Consider the following 16,603-nt stretch of genomic DNA (forward strand, 5'->3'; position numbering starts at 1 on the left):
ACCATGACCGCCTCCAGCCTGAGCGCTGCCGAACTGCCCGACCAACTGCCCCAGATCGATTGGATCACCGACCCCTCACGGGTGGCCCGCCTGTCGCAGGACTTTGCCTGGTTCAGCCCTGTCCTCAAGCGCGAGCTGGGCGGCAAGGTGGGCGAGGTCGTGGTGCGCCCGCGCACCGAGGACGAGATACGCCAGGTGGTGTCGCTGTGCGCGCGCCAGGGCGTGCCCGTCACGGTGCGCGGCAGCGGCACTGGCAACTATGGCCAGAGCACACCGTTGTCGGGCGGCGTGGTGCTGGACCTGAGCGCCTACAACGGCTTCATGTGGTGCCGCGACGGTGTGGGCCGGGCCCAGGCCGGCATCCGCCTGGCCGATTTCGACCAGCGCAGCCAGCCCTTGGGCTGGGAGCTGCGCTGGCTGCCTTCCACCTACCGCAGTGCCACCCTGGGCGGCCTGTTCGGCGGCGGCTTTGGCGGGGCCGGCTCCATCACCTGGGGCCCACTCGCCGCCAGCGGCAATGTGCTGGGGGTGCGGGTGATGTCGGTCGAGCCCGAGCCGCAGATCACCGAGCTGCGTGGCGAAGACGCCATGTTGCTGCACCACACCTATGGCACCAACGGCATCGTGCTGGAGCTGGAGGTGGCCCTGGCCCCGGCCACGCCCTGGCTGGAATGCATCGCGGTGTTTGATGATTTCGAGGGCGGGCTGCGCTTTGCCAGTGAATTCGGGGCGGCACCCGGGCTTCTCAAGAAGGAGGTGTGCTTTCTGGGCGCACCGATCCCGGACTATTTCGTCAACCTGGCCGAGCACCTGCCGGCCGGCAGCCACGCCGTGCTGCTGATCCTGGCCCCGGCGGCCGAGGCCGGCATGCAAGCCCTGCTGGCGCGCCATGGCGGGCGCATCAGCTACCGCAAGACCGCCGAGGAAGTGGCCGACAGCCACCGCACGCTGCTTGAGTACACCTGGAACCACAGCACCCTGCACGCGCTCAAGGTGGACAAGGGGCTCACCTACATCCAGAGCGGCTTCGACCCGGGTCGCCACCTGGCCCAGGTGCTGGCCCTGGAGCAGGCCCTGGCCGGCGAGGTGATGACCCACCTGGAGTTCTTGCGCACCAAGGAGGGCGTCTTCACTTGCAGCGGGCTGCAGATCATCCGCTACAGCACCGAGGAACGCCTCAACGCCATCATGCAGATCTACCGCGACCATGGCGTGTTCATCAACAACCCGCACGTCTTTGTGGTGGAGGACGGCAAGCAGGCTGGCAAGCTGGCCGAGGGGGTGCTGGAGATGAAGCACCGCTTCGACCCGCAAGGACTGCTCAACCCAGGCAAGCTGCGCAGCTGGGCGCCGGCGACGCCGTAAGCCTGGAGGCTTGAAATCGCAGGGCAAGGTCGGGCCGCGTGTGAAAATAGGCGGTCTTGCCTGTACCCCGCCGTGCCCATGTTTGCCGCCCAGCACCTGACCTCCGCCGATCTCCACGACCTGTCTGCCACGCTCTCGGCCTGGCAGGCCCGCTGGCCTGACATGGGCGTGTTGGCCCTGGTGCCTGAAGCCTTGGCCGCCTGTGTGCCCGATCTGCAGGCCCAATGCCGCGGGCGGGGCGTGCCCTTGGTGGGGGCTGTGTTTCCCAGCCTGCTCACCGCCCACGGCTTTGTCGCCGATCAGGTGCTGCTCCTGTGCCTCGCTCCGATGCCGCCCTGGCTGTTCCAGACCGTGCTCGACGAGGCGGGTCGCGAGGTCTGGTACGAAGCGGTTCGCTTCATGCAGGCCACCCAGCCCGCCCAGGCCGGGGCCGAACCGCTGTTGTTCATGATTTTTGACGGCATGTTGCCCAACGTGGGTTCGCTGGTGGAAGAGCTTCACATGTCGCTGGAGCAGCCCCTGCGCTATTCAGGCGTGAACGCGGGCAGTGAGACCTTCCAACCCATGGCCTGCCTGTTCGATGCCGAGCGGCAGGCTGGCATGGGCGTGATCTGTCTGCTGCTGCCCCCGGCGGCGGAGGCCTTGACCCGCCATGGCTACCCGATCAGCCGCGCGCTGATGACCGCGACCTCGGGCCAGGGCAACCGCATCGACACCATCGATCACCGGCCGGCCTTCGATGTCTACCAGCAGCTGATCCTGGCGGAATACGGCGTGCACCTGACACGCGAGAACTTCTACGACTACGCCGTGCATTTCCCTTTCGGCCTGGTGACGATGGTGGATGTGCTGGTGCGCATCCCGGTGGCCCTGGGCGATGACGGCTCGCTGATCTGCGTGGGCGAGATCCCGCCCAACACCTTGATGCGCCTGCTGCGCGCGCCCGAGGCCGGGCAGGGCACGGCCGTGACCGAACTCGCCAACTTTGTGGCCGAACGCCAGGCCGGCTCGTCCCCACGCAGCTGGCTGCATTTCTACTGTGCCGGGCGCCGCCTGCACCTGGGTGAGCAGGCGCTGCAAGAGCTGAAAGGTCTGCAACAGCAGAGCGGGCCGATGGCGCTGATGGGCGCACTGACCCTGGGCGAAATCGACACCTTGGACGCGGTGGGCCTGCCGCGCCTGCCTCGTTTTCACAACGCCTGCCTGGTGGCCCTGGGCTAAGGCCCCGGTGGCGTCGACGCGGCCCGGGCCAGGTGGACCTGGTGCAGGGTGATCTTGCGCACCTCGGCCTGGCTGGTCTGGATGTGGGCGCGCAACAGCATCACGGCCTGGTCACTGCGGTGCGAGCGAATGGCGCTCAGGATCTTGCCGTGCTCTTCGTAGGTGGCGGCAATCCGGTCCTGCTTGGTGAAATCCAGTCGGCGGATGATGCGGATGCGCTCGGTCACCTCCCGGTGCACGCGGGCCATCTCGCGGTTGCCGGCGGCCTCGACCAGGGCGCAGTGAAAAGCCTCATCCCAGCGCGACACCTCGGTGCCGTCGTGGCTGCGTTCGGCCTCCGGGACCAGCCAGATGCCTTCGAGCTGGCGCAGCAAGGCCTGGTCCACCTTCTCGTCACCCGAGCACAGGCGCTGCACGGCGGTTGATTCCAGCACCTGACGCAGGTCGTACAGCTGCTCGAACTGCTCGAAATCAAACGGCAGCACCCGCCAGCCACTGCGAAACTGCACCTCGACATAGCCTTCCTGCTGCAGCCGGACCAGGGCCTGGCGCACCGGGGTGCGCGAGACCTGCAACCGCTCGCACAGCTCGTTTTCGGAGAAGCGGTCGCCGGGCACCAGTTGGAAGCCCGCGATGTCGGCCTTGAGCTGATCGTAGACGTCGTCGGCGCGCGAACGGCGGGCGGGAGCGCGGTGAGCGCGGGGAATCTGTTGACCTGTGGTGTGCACGGCAGGACTGTATCAGGCTGACATGCCCAGCAGGCCGAGCAGGGCGGCACTGGGCGCGACCCAGCCCACGATGGCGCCCTGGGCGCTCACCATGTCCAGGGTGGCTGCCTTGAAGGCGGCAAAGTAGCTTTCGGTGCAGTCTTCCAGCAACAGGCAGTCGTAGCCGCGATCATTGGCCTCGCGCAGGCTGGTCTGGACGCAGACCTCCGTGGTCACGCCCATCACGATCAGGTGGCTGATGCCGCGCTGTTGCAGCCGCTCATGCAGTCCGGTGGCATAAAAAGCGCCTTTGCCCGGTTTGTCGATCTCGATCTCGCCGGGCAGTGGGGCCAGCTCGGGGATGATCTGGTTGCCGGGTTCTCCGGCCACCAGGATGCGTCCCATCGGACCTGGGTCGCCGATGCGCAGGCGTGGCTGGCCCCGCAGGCGCTTGGCGGGCGGGCAGTCGCTGAGGTCGGGGCGATGGGCTTCGCGCGTGTGCACGACACAGGCGCCCAGCTCGCGCCAGGCCTGCAGCACGGCCTGGCAGGCTGGCACGATGGCCTGCAGCAGGCTCACGTCGTTGCCCAGTGATTCGCCAAATCCCCCGGGTTCCACGAAATCGCGTTGCATGTCGATGATCAACAGGGCGGTGTGGGCCGGGTCGAACACGTAGTCGAAGGGTCGGGCGGCAAGGGTGAGGGTGCTCATGGTGGGCTCCGTGCGGATGGAATGGGGGGCAGGGGAGAGGGGTGACTGGAGGGCGGTCCCTCAATGGGCACCGCCGCCCATGTGGGCCCCCAACTGAAGTCGGTCGGCCCCCGCGGCAGCGGTTTCGTAAACGATGCGGCCCTCGCTCATCACCACCACCCGGTCTGCCAGCTCAAGCAGTTCGTCCAGGTCTTCGCTGACCAACAGCACGGCACCGCCACGCTCTCGCACCTGCAGGATGCGTTGGTGGATCTCACGCACGGCGGCAAAATCCAGGCCGAACACCGGGTTGGCCGCCATCAGCACCTGGATGTCGCCGGCCAGTTCGCGGGCCAGCACGGCCCGCTGCACATTGCCGCCCGACAGGCTCTTGATGGGGGCGTTTTCACTGCGGGTCTTGACGCCGTAGGCCGCAATCCAGTCGCGTGCGCGCTGGCGCCACAGGCGCGGCCTCAGCCAGCCGTGGCGGCTCAGCGGGGGCTGGTCGAAGTCGCGCAAGGCCATGTTCTGCGCCACGCTGAGTTCGCCGACGCAGGCGTTGCGCAGCGGCTCTTCGGGCAGGCTGCGCACCCGCAGGCGGCGGGTCTCTTCGCGCCGGGCGTGATAGGCCTGGCCTGCCACCAGAACGCTGCCCGCAGTGCGTGCACGCTGGCCCACCAGGGCCTCGACCAGTTCGCGCTGGCCGTTGCCGGACACCCCGGCCACCCCCAGGATCTCACCCGCCCGCACCTGCAGGCTCAGGTCGTGCACGGCGGGCAGGCCCCGGTCGCCGGGTGCCTGCAGGCCCCGTACTTCCAGGGCCACCGGGGCATCGGCCGCCAGCGGGCGGCGGGGGGCGGTTTCGGACAGGCCGCCGGCCGGCGCGTCAGGCGGGCTCTCGGCCTCGCCCATCATGGCGCGGGCCAGCCGGGCCGGGCTGGTGTCACCCACTTCGGCGTGCAGCACGGCTTGGCCGCGGCGCAGCACCGACACGGCATCGGCATAGGCCATCACCTCGCGGAACTTGTGCGTGATGATCAGCACCGTGCACAGGCGCTGGCGTGCCAGTTCCCGCACATGGCCCAGGACTTCGTTGGCCTCTTGTGGGGTCAGCACCGAGGTGGGTTCGTCCAGGATCAGCAGGCGCGGGCGCAGGTACAACTGCTTGAGCAGTTCCAGCTTCTGCTTTTCGCCGGCCGCCAGTTCGGCTGGCCGGGCATCCAGGTCCAGCCGGAACGGTGTGGATTCGATGAAGCGCTTGAGCTCGCCACGGCGCTCGTGCCAGTGGATCAGGCCCGGCACCTGACCGCCAGCCAGCAGCAGGTTTTCGGCCACGCTCATGCCCGGGGCCAGCGTGAAGTGCTGATACACCATGCCGATGCCCAAGGCCCGGGCGACCACGGGGTTGCTGATGGCCTGTTCGCGTCCGTCAATCAGCACGCTGCCCTCTTCGGCACGCTGGAAGCCGGCCACACATTTCACCAGCGTGCTCTTGCCGGCGCCGTTTTCACCCAGCAGGGCGTGCACGCTGCCGGCGGCCACCTTCAGGTCCACGCTGTCCAGAGCGGTGAAGGCGCCAAAGCGCTTGGTGAGCCGGTAGGTGTCCAGCGCCAGGGCGCCGGTGCCTGCGGGCAGCGCCCCGATGGGGTGTGGGTGCTGGTGCTGGCCAGACAAAGGGGTTGGGGTGGTGCCGGGCATGGTGGGCTCCTGGGGGCTTGAGGACGTCAAGGTGCACTAGATGGATGAAAGCCCCGCCAGGGCCTGCAGCAGTTGGTCCGAGCTGGCGTGGGCGCCGAACACGCCCCCCTGCATGGTGATCATGTCGAGCGCGGCCTGGTGGTTGGCCGGGTCGGTGGCGGCCGTGCCATCGGACAGCAGCAGGCATTCGAAACCGCGGTCGTTGGCGTCGCGCATCGTGGTGTGCACGCACACGTCGGTGGTGATGCCCCCCAGGATCAGGTTCTCGATGCCGGCCAGGCGCAGCACCATGTCCAGGTCGGTGGCGTAGAACGAGCCCTTGCCGGGCTTGTCAATCACCAGCTCGCCGGGCAAGGGGGCCAGCTCGGGGATGAGCTCCCAGCCTGGCTCGCCCCGCACCAGGATGCGGCCGCAGGGCCCGGCGTCGCCAATGCCCAGGCCGTCCCGGCCGATCTGGCGTGAGCGCCAGCGTTTGTTGGCGGGCAGGTCCGACAGGTCGGGGCGGTGACCTTCGCGGGTGTGGATCACCAGCAGGCCCAGGGCGCGCAGGCGGGCCAGCACCCGGCGCAGGGGCTGGATGGGGGCCCGGGTGAGCGAGATGTCGTAGCCCATCACGTCGACATAGCCACCGTGGCCGCAGAAATCGGTCTGCATGTCGATCACGATCAGGGCGGTGTTGTCGATGCGCAGCGCGCCGTTCCAGGGCCAGGCGTAGGGCTGGGCATCCACGTGGAGCGAGGTCGGGGTGGGAAGGAGGGGGCTCATGGTGTCAGGGGCTTGGTTGATTGGGGGCCAACTGGATCAGCGTGATGACAGTTCACCGGGGCTGCCGGCGGCCACGCTGCCGGGGCGGCAGGTGATCACGAGGATCAGCAGGGTCAGCACGTAGGGCACGGTGTTGAACAGGTGATAGCCCCAGCCGATGCCCACCGACTGCAAGGCGGGGCCGATGGCGCCCGCACCGCCGAACAGGGCGGCCGCGCCCACACAACGCAGCGGGCTCCAGCGGGCAAAGATGACCAGGGCGACGGCGATCAAGCCTTGGCCGCTGGAGATGCCTTCGTTCCAGCTGCCGGGGTAGAACAACGTCAGCGATGCCCCACCCAGGCCGGCAATCAAGCCGCCGCAGGCCGTGGCGGCCCAGCGGATGCCGCCCACCGAGTAGCCCAGGGCGCGTGCGGCGTCGGCCGAGTCGCCGGCCAGGCGCACCAACAGGCCCAGGCGGGTGTTGGCAAAGGCCCAGCTCATCAGCGCGGCCAGCACCAGGCCCAGCGGCAGCAGCACGTTCACCTGCAGGGCGGCCTGCACGGCGGCGTTGCTGCTCCATTGGCCCAGGGGCAGGGCTGGCAATTGCGGGGCCTGAGGCTGGATCAGGGCCTTGCCCAGGTAGAAGGCCAGGCCCGTGCCGAACAGCATCAGGGCGATGCCGGTGGCCACGTCGTTGACGCCGGGCAGGCTGCACAGGCCCGCGTGCAGGCTGGCCAGGGCGGCGCCTGCCAGGGCCCCGCACAGCACGCCCACCCAGGGCGAGCCGCTGAGGTAGGCGCCACCGAAAGAGGCCATGGCCGACAGCACCAGCACCCCTTCCAGGCCCAGGTTGATGCGACCTGATTTCTCGGTCAGGCATTCCCCCAGGCTGACGAACAGAAAAGGCGCGCCCACGCGCAAGGCCCCGCCTGCGATGGCCGCCAGCAGGGTGATCCATTGGTCGCTGCTCATGGTCTGGACTCCTTCAGCGCCGGGCTGGTCGGCCACAGGCGGCGCCACAGCGCCGCAGGGTCGCCCTGGCGCAAGGCCTCGCTGGCCAGGATGAACACAAAGGTCAGGCCCTGCAGCACCAGCACCGAGGCGTCCGGCAGGCCGAGCCGACGTTGCAGCAGGCTTCCGGCGGCGCCAAAGCCGCCGAACAGGATGGCCACCGGCACGATGGCCAGGGGCTGGTGGCGGGCAATGAACGAGACCAGGATGCCCGCATAGCCGTAGGCCGCGATCAGCGAGGCGTTGGCGTTGGTGTGCACGGCGGCCACCTCGACCGCGCCGGCCAGGCCGGCACAGGCCCCGCCCAGGGCACAGGCCAGCAGCACCAGGCGGGTGGCGGGCAGGCCCATGAGCTGGGCCGTGCGCCGGTTGCCGCCGACCACCCGCAGGGCAAAGCCCGAAGCAGTCAGGTGCAGCCAGCCGCCCAGCAGCCCGCAGGCCAGCACACCCAGCACCAGGCCCCAGTGAACATCGGAGCCGGCGATGCCGCCGATGCGCAGGCCCTCGGACAGCGTGAGGGTGGATGGCTTGTTCAGGCTGCCCGGGTCGCGCAGCGGCCCTTCGACCAGGTGCTTGAACAGGCCGATCGCCACATAGGCCAGCAACAGGCTGCTGATGGTTTCATTGATGCCGCGGTACTGGCGCAGCGCCCCCGCCAACATCACCCACAGTGCGCCGGCCAAGGCGCCCGCCGCGCAGGCCAGCACGCTGCCGGCCAGGTTGGCCGGCAGGGGCCACTGGGTGGCCACCGTGGCACAGGCCAGACCGCCCAGCACCAGGGCCCCTTCGCCTCCGATCACCACCAGGCCGGCCTGGGCCGGCAGGGCCACGCACAGCGCGGTCAGCATCAGCGGGGCGGCGCGTTGCAGGGTGTTCTGCCACGAGAAGGCATCACCGAAGGCCCCTTTGAAAAGCAGCCAGGCCATGTCGAATGGATCCACACCGGCCAGCCAGACCAGTGCACCAAACACCAGCAGCGCCGCCGCAAGGGCGCCGATGGGCAGAGCGATTTCCCGCAGGGCGTTGCGCATGACGATGGGCCGCGCGGGTGTCAGATCGAACCGACCACGCCTTCGACAAGGTAGTTCATCTTCTCAAGCTCCAGGTCGGTCTGCTTGAGCACCTTGCCAGCGGCCAGGATGGTGTTGCCCTTGTTGTCCTTGAGCGGGCCCTTGAAGATGTCGAAGCTGCCCGCCAGCATCTTGGCCTTGACCTCGTCGGCGTTCTTCTTGGCCGCGTCGCTCACGCTGGCGCCGTAGGGCGACATCTTCACGTAGCCCTCTTTCAGGCCGCCCCGCAGGAAGTTGGGGTGCGGCTTGCCGGCCTGGGCGGCTTCGATGATGGTCTTGTAGGCGGTGAGCCAATTCCACTCGGCGCCCGTCAGGTAGGCGGCCGGGGCCAGCTTGGCCTGGCTGGCGTGGTAGCCACAGACCATCTTGCCGCGCTTGGCCGCGGTTTCGACCACCACCTTGGGGCCATCGACGTGCATGGTGAACACGTCCACGCCCTGGTCGGCCAGGCTGTTGGTGGCCTCGGCCTCCTTGACGGCCATGGACCAGTCGCCCGTGAAGATCACGCTGCAGGTGATGTCCGGGTGCACCGAGCGTGCGCCCATCAAAAAGGCGTTGATGTTGCGCAGCACCTGTGGAATCGGCTTGGCAGCCACGAAGCCGATCTTGCGGCTTTTGCTCATGTGGCCAGCCACCACGCCATTGAGGTACTGGCATTCGTCGATGTAGCCGAAGAAGCTGCCCACGTTCTTGGGGTGCTTGCCTTCGGTCCACAGGCCGCCGCAGTGCGAGAAGCGCACATCGGGGTATTTGGGGGCCAGGGCCAGGATGTGCGGGTCGAAGTAGCCGAACGAGGTGGGGAACAGCAGGCTGGCGCCGTCCTGGGCGATCATGCCGGTCATGGTCTTTTGCACGGCCGCCGTCTCGGGCACGTTCTCTTCTTCGACCACCTTGATGCCGGGCAGCTTCTTGAGCTCGGCGGCGGCCTGGGCATGGGCCTGGTTGTAGCCGTAGTCATCGCGGGGGCCGACGTAGACCACCCCCACGGTGAGTGGTTTCTGGGCATGGGCCAGCAGGCTCAGCGGGCCGAACGAGGCCACGGCGCCAGTGCTGGCGAGGGTTTGCAGGGCGAGACGGCGATTCAGCTTGCGGTTCATGTTTCAGGCTCCATGGGTTCAGGTCGGGGGCACTTGCAAAAGGTGACAGCGGGAACCCCGGTCCACGCTGCCCAAGAGAAATAGCGGGGTCAGTCGAGCAGGCTCACATGGGCGGCCACCACGCGCCAGCCTTCGGGCGTGCGCATCCAGGTCTGGCTCTGCCGGCCCAGGCGCGGGCTGCCGGTGCGGCGGAACTCGGTGTTGGCGGTGGCGAAGTCCTGGCCGTAGGTGGTGATCACGGTGTTGTGCAGGCTGCGCGCCAGGCCCTGTGGCGATCGCCCGGCACGAAAGGCCTGGATCGCCTCGTAGCCCAGCAGGTTTTCGGTGGCGCCATAGCGCAGGGTGTGCGGGCTGTTCCAGAACAGCTCGTCGAGCACCTCGACGCGGTTGTTGACCAGGGCGTCTTCGTAGCGCGCAAAGACGGCCTGTACTTCGCTGAGCACGTCGGGAAGATTGATGGGCATGGGCATGGGCATGGGCATGGGCATGGGCATGGGCATGGGCATGGGCTTTCAATGGGGCTGGAATGCCGACGCGATCGGGGCCCGGGTCACGCCCAGGGCCTCCAGTGCGGCGGCGGCGCGCAAGGCCAGGTCTTCCCGCCAGGGGGCGGCGATCAGTTGCACACCGATCGGCAGGTGGGGCAGGGCCGGGTCGCATGCCCACACCGGCACGCTGCACACCGGCAGGCCGATGCACGAGATGGGTTGGGTGAGCAGGCCCATGCTGGGGCGCAGGGGCCACTGGCGCTCGTCGATCTGGAGGGTTTCGGCACCGATCGGCGTGGCGGTACAGGGGGTGGCTGGCGCCAGCAGCAGGTCCACCTGCTGGAACACCGCCGCCACGGCCTGGGCATAGCGCAGGCGCACGCGTTGGGCGCGGCTCACCCAGGCGGCCGGGATCAGCGTGCCGGCCAGAAAGCGGTCGCGTGACAGGGGTTCGAAGTCGTCGGCGCGCTGGCGCAGGTCGTTCAGGTGGCCGCTGGCGGCCTCGGCATTGGTGATCACAAAGGCGGCGGCCCGCCCGGCCTCGACCAGGGGCAGCTCGTGGCGGGTGCTGGCCCCCAGGGCCTGGGCCACCTGCTGCACCGCACGGCGGGCCGGGGCACTGGCCTGCTCTTCGAACCACCCCCCCAGGATGCCGATGCGCAGGCCGCCCACGCCTTGGGCCAGCCAGGGGCTGCAGGCCTGCACTGGGCGCTGGGCGCAGCCCGGGTCGCGGGCCTGACGGTCGTCCTCGGGGCCTTGCATCAGGTCGTAGCTCAGGGCCAGGTCGCGCACCGAGCGGGCAAACGGGCCCAGGTGGTCCAGGCTGGAGACAAAGGGGTAGCTGCCCGTGCGCGGCAGGCGGCCAAAGGTGGGCTTGAGGCCGAACACACCGCACAGCGAGGCCGGCACGCGGATCGAGCCGTTGGTGTCGGAGCCCAGGCTCAGCGGCACCTGCCCACCGGCCACGGCGGCCCCAGAGCCGCCCGACGAGCCGCCCGCGATGCGTGCCGGGTCGTGCGGATTGCGGCAGGGGCCCTCGTGGCTGTTCTCGGTGGTGAAGCCGTAAGCGTATTCGTCCATGTTGAGCGCGCCCACCAGCACCGCGCCCGCGGCCTCCAGGCGGCGCACCAGCAACGCATCGGCCGTGGCGCCCGGGCTGTCACGCTCGATGCGCGATCCGGCCAGGGTGGGCAGCCCGGCGATGTCGAACAGATTTTTCACGGCAAAGGGCACGCCGGCCAGGGGGCCGTGGCGCAGCAGCGGGTCGGCGTCGAGCTGGCGGGCGCGTTGGCGGGCCCGTTCGGCCAGCACCGCGGTAAAGGCGTTCAGCTGTGGGTTGTGCCGTTCGATGTGCTGCAGGCTGGCCTCGATCAGGCTGCTGGCACTGAGCTGGCCGGTGCGCACGGCCTGGGCCATGGCGCAGGCGTCCTGGCCCAGCCAGGGGCTGGCTTCATGGGGCATGGTCGTCTCCGGTGGGCGTGGCCAGTGGGTCGACTGGAGCGGGGGGCGGGGGGAGTGCGGGTACCGGCTCGAAGCGCAGGGCCGATTCGTCGTGTGGCAGCAGTTCGGTGGCTTCGAGCACGGCGGCAAAGCGCGCCGCCATGCCGAAGTAGGCCAGCACGCCCGGTCGTTGCTCGGCTGTCAGCGGCAGGCCCAGGACCAGGGCTGCGGCATCCACGTAGCGCGCCAGGGCTTCAGGGGAGGTGTCTCGGCTCATCGGCGCACCTCGCGTTGGAAGATCTCCAGGCTGCGGCGCCGGGTGCTCACAAAATCGGGCTCGCTGAGGGTGTCGACGGTGCGCGGGCGAGGGGCGTCATAGCGCAGGATCTCGGCCACCCGGGTGGGGCGCTTGGTCAACAGCAGCACCTCGTCGGCCAGGTACACCGCCTCTTCGAGGTCGTGCGAGACCAGCAGCATGGTGGTGCCGGTCTGCATGAACACCTCTTGCAGTTTCTCGCGGATGAACAAGGTCATCTCGAAGTCGAGCGCCGAGAAAGGCTCGTCCAGAAACAGCACTTCGGGGCGGGGTGCCAGCGCCCGCATGATGGAGGCGGTCTGCTGTTGGCCGCCCGACAGCTCGTAGGGGTAGCGCCGCAGGTCGAACTTGACATCGAACGAGGCCACCAGCTCCTCCATGCGGCGATCCACCTCGGCCTTGCTGCAGCCTTGCAGCTTGAGCGGGTAGGCGATGTTGTCCAGGGTGCGCATCCAGGGGAACAGCGCCTCGCGGTAGTTCTGGAACACGTAGCCGATCTGGGTGTCCTTGAGCGACTTGCCGTCGAACAGCACCTCGCCCGAATCGATGGGCACCAGGCCGGCGATCATGTTGATCAGGGTGCTCTTGCCGCAGCCGTTGGGCCCGAACACCGAAACGATCTTGCCTTTGGGGATGTCGAGGTCGAAGTTCTCATACAGCGGCCAGCCGGCAAAGTACTTGGTCAGGCCGCGGAGGGTGATATGGGTTCCGGCCGGGCCGGGGCGAAAGGCCGGCGCGGGCAGGTCGGCGAAGACGGGGGCGTTGGCGACCACACTCATGGCTTATCTCCCGCTCCAGTGGACGATGCGGCGTTCGGCCAGCAGAAAACTGATGTTCAGCACATAGCCCAGGGCCCCGGCGGCCAGGATCGAGGCGTACATGTCGCGCACGTTCATCACCTGTTGTGAATTGATGATGCGGTGACCCAGGCCGCTGTCGGCGCCGATGAACATCTCGGCCACGATGACGATGACCAAGGCCATGGACACGGCCGAGCGAAGGCCGACGAAGCTGGGCTGCAGGCTCTCCCAGATCAACACGTCGCGGAAGGTCTGCCAGCGGCTGGCCCCCATGACCTGGGCCGCCATCACCCGTTGCTTGCGCGCGTTGATCACGCCATAGGCGCTGTTGAAGACCACGATCAGACAGGCGCCGAAGGCCGCGATGGCGATCTTGTTGACGTCGGACACGCCAAAGATCATCAGAAACAGCGGGATCAGGGCCGACGAGGGCGTGGAGCGGAAGAAGTCGATCAGAAACTCGACGCTGCGGTAGGCGCGCTCCTGGCTGCCCAGCAGCACGCCCAGGGGCACGCCGAGCACGGCGGCCAGCACAAAGGCCTGCACGGTGCGCCAGACAGTGGTCAGAAAGTCGCCCAGCAGGGCACCCCCGGCCAGCCCGGTGATCAGGGTGGCCAGGGTGTCGGCCGGCGCCGGCAGCAGGATGGGTTTGACCCAGCCCACGCGCACCACCAGATCCCAGGCGATGAATAGCAGCAGGGGGCCGGCCAGGGGCAAGGCGGCCGAAGCCGACGCCGAGAAGCGGCGCGGGGCGGGCAGCTGCTGGGCCGAGGGGGCCTGCCAGGGCTGCGGGGTGTCGGGCGTGAGGGCAGGCGTCTGGCCTGGCGCTGCGATGGGGGAGGGAAGGGGGCTGCCCATGGCGCTCAAGCCTTGTAGAGCATGCTGTCCACCAGCAGGCGCGAAGCAAAGATGCCCTTGTCCGAGAACAGGTCGAAGAACTTCTGGAAATGCGCGATGTCAGCGGCCGTGAACTCGTTGTACAGCGTATAGGCCGCCAGAGGCACCTCGCCGGTGAGGGGGCCTTCAATCGCGGTGTAGCCCTTGAGGTATTGACGTGCATCGGCCGGTTTGCTGCGCACATGGGCCACGCCCTTGGCGTAGGCGGCAATGAATTTGTGGGCCTCAGCCGGGTACTTCTTGATGAAGGCCGCGGTCAGTGAGGCCGAGCCACCGAACCAGGGCGCCATGGGATCGCCCAGCACGTAGCGGGAGATCACGCCGGCCTCCAGCACGCGGGTGCTGCTGTTCAGGCGCCCGATGGTGCCCGTGGGCTCCAGGGTGTAGCAGCCATCGACCTGGCCGGCCGCGAGAGCCGCCACATGCTGGCCGATGGGCAGCTCGACGACGGTGGCGCCGGTGGCCCCGCCGCGCTCCAGCACGGTCTTGGCCAGGGTCACGTTCTGGATGCCAGGGCCCGACGCGACACGCTTGCCCTTCAGGTCGGCCATCACCTTGGCCGGGCTGGCACTGGGCACCAGCACTTCGTCGAGCACGTATTTGGCGTTGCTGGGGTTGGAGCAGAAGATCTTGAAGGTGCCCGGGGCCGCCAGCTCGCCGATGGCGATGTTGGCCGAACCGGTGCCATTGGCACTGCCGTCGCAGCGGTCGGACAGCATGGCCTCCATGATCTGCTGGGCGCCAGCGTGGCGCTGCACCTCCACATTGAGGCCGGCCTCCTTGAAGAAGCCCATCTCCACCGCCGCGTAGAAGGGCAGGCCGGCGGCGATGGGCCAGTAACCGATGCGGATCTTGGGGCCCGTCTGGGCGTGGAGAACGGTCGGGGCGGCCAGGCTGGCCAGGGCGACGGCGCTGCCGGCTTGCAGCACCTGGCGCCGGTTCAGGGCTTGGCGGGAACGGGAGGCTGGGCTCATGGGTGGGCTCCTGGTCTGGGGTGGTCGGTGGGTGGGGGTCAGCGGCGGGCCTGGCTGGCGGCCATGTAGGCCCGCCAGCCACCGTGTGATGTGATGTCGGTGGCGCCGTCCAGGGCATGGCCTTCGCAGATGAAGCCATGCACCCAGCGCCCGTCGACAAGTTCGAGGCTGCCCAGGCCCAGCGGCGCCGGCACCCCGGCCAGAAAGCTGCCAACCTGGGGCATGGGCAGGCTCCAGACCTCGACCGCGATGGGCGCGCCTTGGCCGGGCCGGCGTTGCAGGCCAGGTTTGGGCGGGGTGGTGCCCGGCAGCGCCAACAGCCGGTAGTGGGCCGACGTGGTGGTGGCTTCCAGCAGGGTCGCGCCCCGCTCGGTGAGCTGGTGGTTGAGCGGCATGCCTGACAGGTGGGCGCCGACCACGGCCAGTTTCAGGTGGGCGGGGGCGCTGGCTCGGTGCAGGCCGGGCAGGGGTTTGGGTGCGGGCAAGGCCTGGCCGGTGGCGCCCAGAGGCAGACCGGCGGCCTGCTGGTAGCGCTGGCCCAGCTCGGCCAGTTGCAGATCGCTGCCGCAGGGGCCGATCAAGGTGATCCCGAAGGGCAGGCCGTCGGGGCGCAGGCTGCTGGGCACCGACAAGGCGGCGTAGTCGAGCAGATTGACGAAGTTGGTGTACTGGCCCAGGTTGCGGTTCAGTGTCACCGGGTCGGCCAGCATGGCCTGGATGCTGTAGTGGGTTGGCGCGGTGGGCACCAGCAGCACGTCGATCTGCTGCCACAGGTCGACCACGCGTTGGGCGCAGGCCTTGAGGCGGACCTGGGCCTGCACCAGATCGGCGGCGCTGTAGCGGCGGCCAGCCCCCAGGATGCTGCGCACGGGCTCGATGACCTCGGTCTCGTGGGCGTCAAAGAAGTCGCGCACGGCGGCATATCGCTCAGCCACCAGGGCACTTTCGTAAAGCAGGGCTGCGGCTTCGGCCAGCGGGGCGTAGTCGATGGTGCGCGCTGTGCCGCCCAACGAGGCCAGGCGCGCCTGGGCCTGGTCAAAGGCGCTGCGGGCCAGGTCATCACCGAAGAACTCGAGGCGGTCGGGCACGCCGAACACAAAGCTGGCAGGCAGCGGCTGGTCGAGCAGGGGCAGATGGCGCGAGAAAGGGTCGGCCGGGTCATGGGCGGCCAGGGTGTGCAGCACCTGCACGGCCACCTCGACGGTGCGGGCGAAGATGGACACGCAGTCCACGCTTTGGGCCGCGGGCAGCACGCCGTGGGCGCTGATCAGGCCCTTGGAGGGCTTCAGCCCGACGATGTTGTTCAGCCCGGCCGGCACCCGGCCCGAGCCAGCCGTGTCGGTGCCCAGGGCGAAATCCACCTGGCCGGTGGCCACCACCCAGGCCGAACCCGAGCTGGAGCCGCCGCTGACCAGCTCGGGATCGAACGCGTTCGGTACCGGCCCGTACGGCGAACGGGTGCCGTTCAGGCCGCAGGCAAACTGGTCCATATTGGTTTTGCCGTGCAGGCTGGCGCCCGCGGCCAGCAGCCGCTGCACCACGGTCGCATGGGACGCGGCGGTCAGGCTGAAGGCGGGGCAGGCCGCCGTGGTGGGCAGGCCTGCCACGTCGATGTTGTCCTTGACCGCAAACGTCAAGCCCGCCAGCGGGCCGTCGAGGCTGGTTTGAAGGGGTGAATGCAGCCGATGAAGCCATGCCGGTTCGGTGGCGGGCTGGGCCTGGGGCTGGGCGGTCGGCTGGGAAATTGGGTGGTGCACCATGTCAATGCATTCAATCTTGGATACAAGAAGGAATGCAAAGGCTGTGCCAACCCCACCGGTCGCAGGGTCGATCACAGGGCCGTGTGTGGCCCGCGCCATCGTTCAAGGGCCTGCGTACAGAGGGAAAAGTGTGGAAAGCACAGGGTGCCCAGGCCTGGGCATGAACCGAACCTGCGGCTTCAGGCAGGTTGGAAAATGGTGCGTCACCCGCTTGGGCCAGGCCTCAGACTGGGGCGTGACAGGGGCAGAAAGGGTGCCGGCACCTGCATGAGGCCCGTGGCAGGCAGGGACCGAGGTCGGCACAGGGAGGCTGGCGCCGGCA

General features: G+C 68.7%; 16 protein-coding genes. 2 read left to right on the plus strand and 14 right to left on the minus strand.

The window, feature by feature from the left end; all coding sequences use genetic code 11:
* Positions 1 to 3: 3 nt before the first annotated feature.
* A complete protein-coding gene (locus tag AC07VS_RS17605; RefSeq protein WP_494655644.1) occupies positions 4 to 1,365 on the plus strand; it encodes an FAD-binding oxidoreductase in 1,362 nt (453 codons plus the stop codon).
* 78 nt (positions 1,366 to 1,443) lie between these two features.
* Positions 1,444 to 2,586, plus strand: coding sequence for an FIST C-terminal domain-containing protein (locus tag AC07VS_RS17610; RefSeq protein ID WP_494655645.1), 1,143 nt, complete (start codon positions 1,444 to 1,446; stop codon positions 2,584 to 2,586).
* Here AC07VS_RS17610 and AC07VS_RS17615 read toward each other — a convergent pair.
* The 14 genes from AC07VS_RS17615 to atzF form a co-directional block, all read right to left on the minus strand.
* Positions 2,583 to 3,314 (minus strand): GntR family transcriptional regulator, encoded by a 732-nt coding sequence (locus AC07VS_RS17615; protein ID WP_492345323.1) that lies wholly within the window; start codon positions 3,312 to 3,314, stop codon positions 2,583 to 2,585. The two genes, AC07VS_RS17610 and AC07VS_RS17615, sit on opposite strands and share 4 nt — an antisense overlap.
* Before the next feature lie 12 nt (positions 3,315 to 3,326).
* Positions 3,327 to 4,004, minus strand: a complete 678-nt coding sequence (locus AC07VS_RS17620) for a cysteine hydrolase family protein (protein ID WP_494751598.1) — start codon at positions 4,002 to 4,004, stop codon at positions 3,327 to 3,329.
* A 60-nt stretch (positions 4,005 to 4,064) separates the two neighbouring features.
* Positions 4,065 to 5,681, minus strand: coding sequence for an ABC transporter ATP-binding protein (locus tag AC07VS_RS17625; RefSeq protein WP_494751599.1), 1,617 nt, complete (start codon positions 5,679 to 5,681; stop codon positions 4,065 to 4,067).
* Positions 5,682 to 5,717: 36 nt separating this feature from the next.
* Positions 5,718 to 6,446: a biuret amidohydrolase gene (biuH, locus tag AC07VS_RS17630; protein ID WP_494655647.1), complete on the minus strand. Its 729-nt coding sequence runs from the start codon at positions 6,444 to 6,446 to the stop codon at positions 5,718 to 5,720.
* 36 nt (positions 6,447 to 6,482) lie between these two features.
* Entirely contained in the window at positions 6,483 to 7,400 is a 918-nt protein-coding gene (locus AC07VS_RS17635) for an ABC transporter permease (RefSeq protein ID WP_492345327.1), read from the minus strand.
* Positions 7,397 to 8,470: an ABC transporter permease gene (locus AC07VS_RS17640; protein ID WP_492345328.1), complete on the minus strand. Its 1,074-nt coding sequence runs from the start codon at positions 8,468 to 8,470 to the stop codon at positions 7,397 to 7,399. The genes AC07VS_RS17635 and AC07VS_RS17640 overlap by 4 nt, the downstream gene beginning before the upstream one ends.
* A 20-nt stretch (positions 8,471 to 8,490) precedes the next feature.
* Positions 8,491 to 9,606, minus strand: coding sequence for a BMP family ABC transporter substrate-binding protein (locus AC07VS_RS17645; RefSeq protein WP_492345329.1), 1,116 nt, complete (start codon positions 9,604 to 9,606; stop codon positions 8,491 to 8,493).
* Positions 9,607 to 9,695: 89 nt separating this feature from the next.
* Positions 9,696 to 10,070, minus strand: coding sequence for an oxalurate catabolism protein HpxZ (gene hpxZ / locus AC07VS_RS17650; RefSeq protein ID WP_494751619.1), 375 nt, complete (start codon positions 10,068 to 10,070; stop codon positions 9,696 to 9,698).
* 48 nt (positions 10,071 to 10,118) lie between these two features.
* Entirely contained in the window at positions 10,119 to 11,555 is a 1,437-nt protein-coding gene (locus AC07VS_RS17655; RefSeq protein WP_494751600.1) for an AtzE family amidohydrolase, read from the minus strand.
* Complete coding sequence (locus tag AC07VS_RS17660) at positions 11,545 to 11,811, minus strand: DUF4089 domain-containing protein (RefSeq protein ID WP_494655649.1); 267 nt, start codon at positions 11,809 to 11,811, stop codon at positions 11,545 to 11,547. The genes AC07VS_RS17655 and AC07VS_RS17660 overlap by 11 nt, the downstream gene beginning before the upstream one ends.
* Positions 11,808 to 12,629, minus strand: coding sequence for an ABC transporter ATP-binding protein (locus AC07VS_RS17665; protein ID WP_494751601.1), 822 nt, complete (start codon positions 12,627 to 12,629; stop codon positions 11,808 to 11,810). The genes AC07VS_RS17660 and AC07VS_RS17665 overlap by 4 nt, the downstream gene beginning before the upstream one ends.
* Positions 12,630 to 12,632: 3 nt before the next feature.
* Complete coding sequence (locus AC07VS_RS17670; RefSeq protein ID WP_494655650.1) at positions 12,633 to 13,508, minus strand: ABC transporter permease; 876 nt, start codon at positions 13,506 to 13,508, stop codon at positions 12,633 to 12,635.
* Between the two features lie 5 nt (positions 13,509 to 13,513).
* On the minus strand, positions 13,514 to 14,521 hold the full coding sequence (locus AC07VS_RS17675) for an ABC transporter substrate-binding protein (RefSeq protein ID WP_492345333.1): 1,008 nt from the start codon (positions 14,519 to 14,521) through the stop codon (positions 13,514 to 13,516).
* Between the two features lie 38 nt (positions 14,522 to 14,559).
* Positions 14,560 to 16,281 carry an allophanate hydrolase gene (gene atzF / locus AC07VS_RS17680; RefSeq protein WP_494751602.1) on the minus strand — a complete coding sequence of 574 codons (1,722 nt, stop codon included), beginning with the start codon at positions 16,279 to 16,281 and terminating at the stop codon, positions 14,560 to 14,562.
* Positions 16,282 to 16,603 lie beyond the last annotated feature (322 nt).

It is taken from the genome of Curvibacter sp. GW821-FHT01G03 (assembly GCF_059422285.1).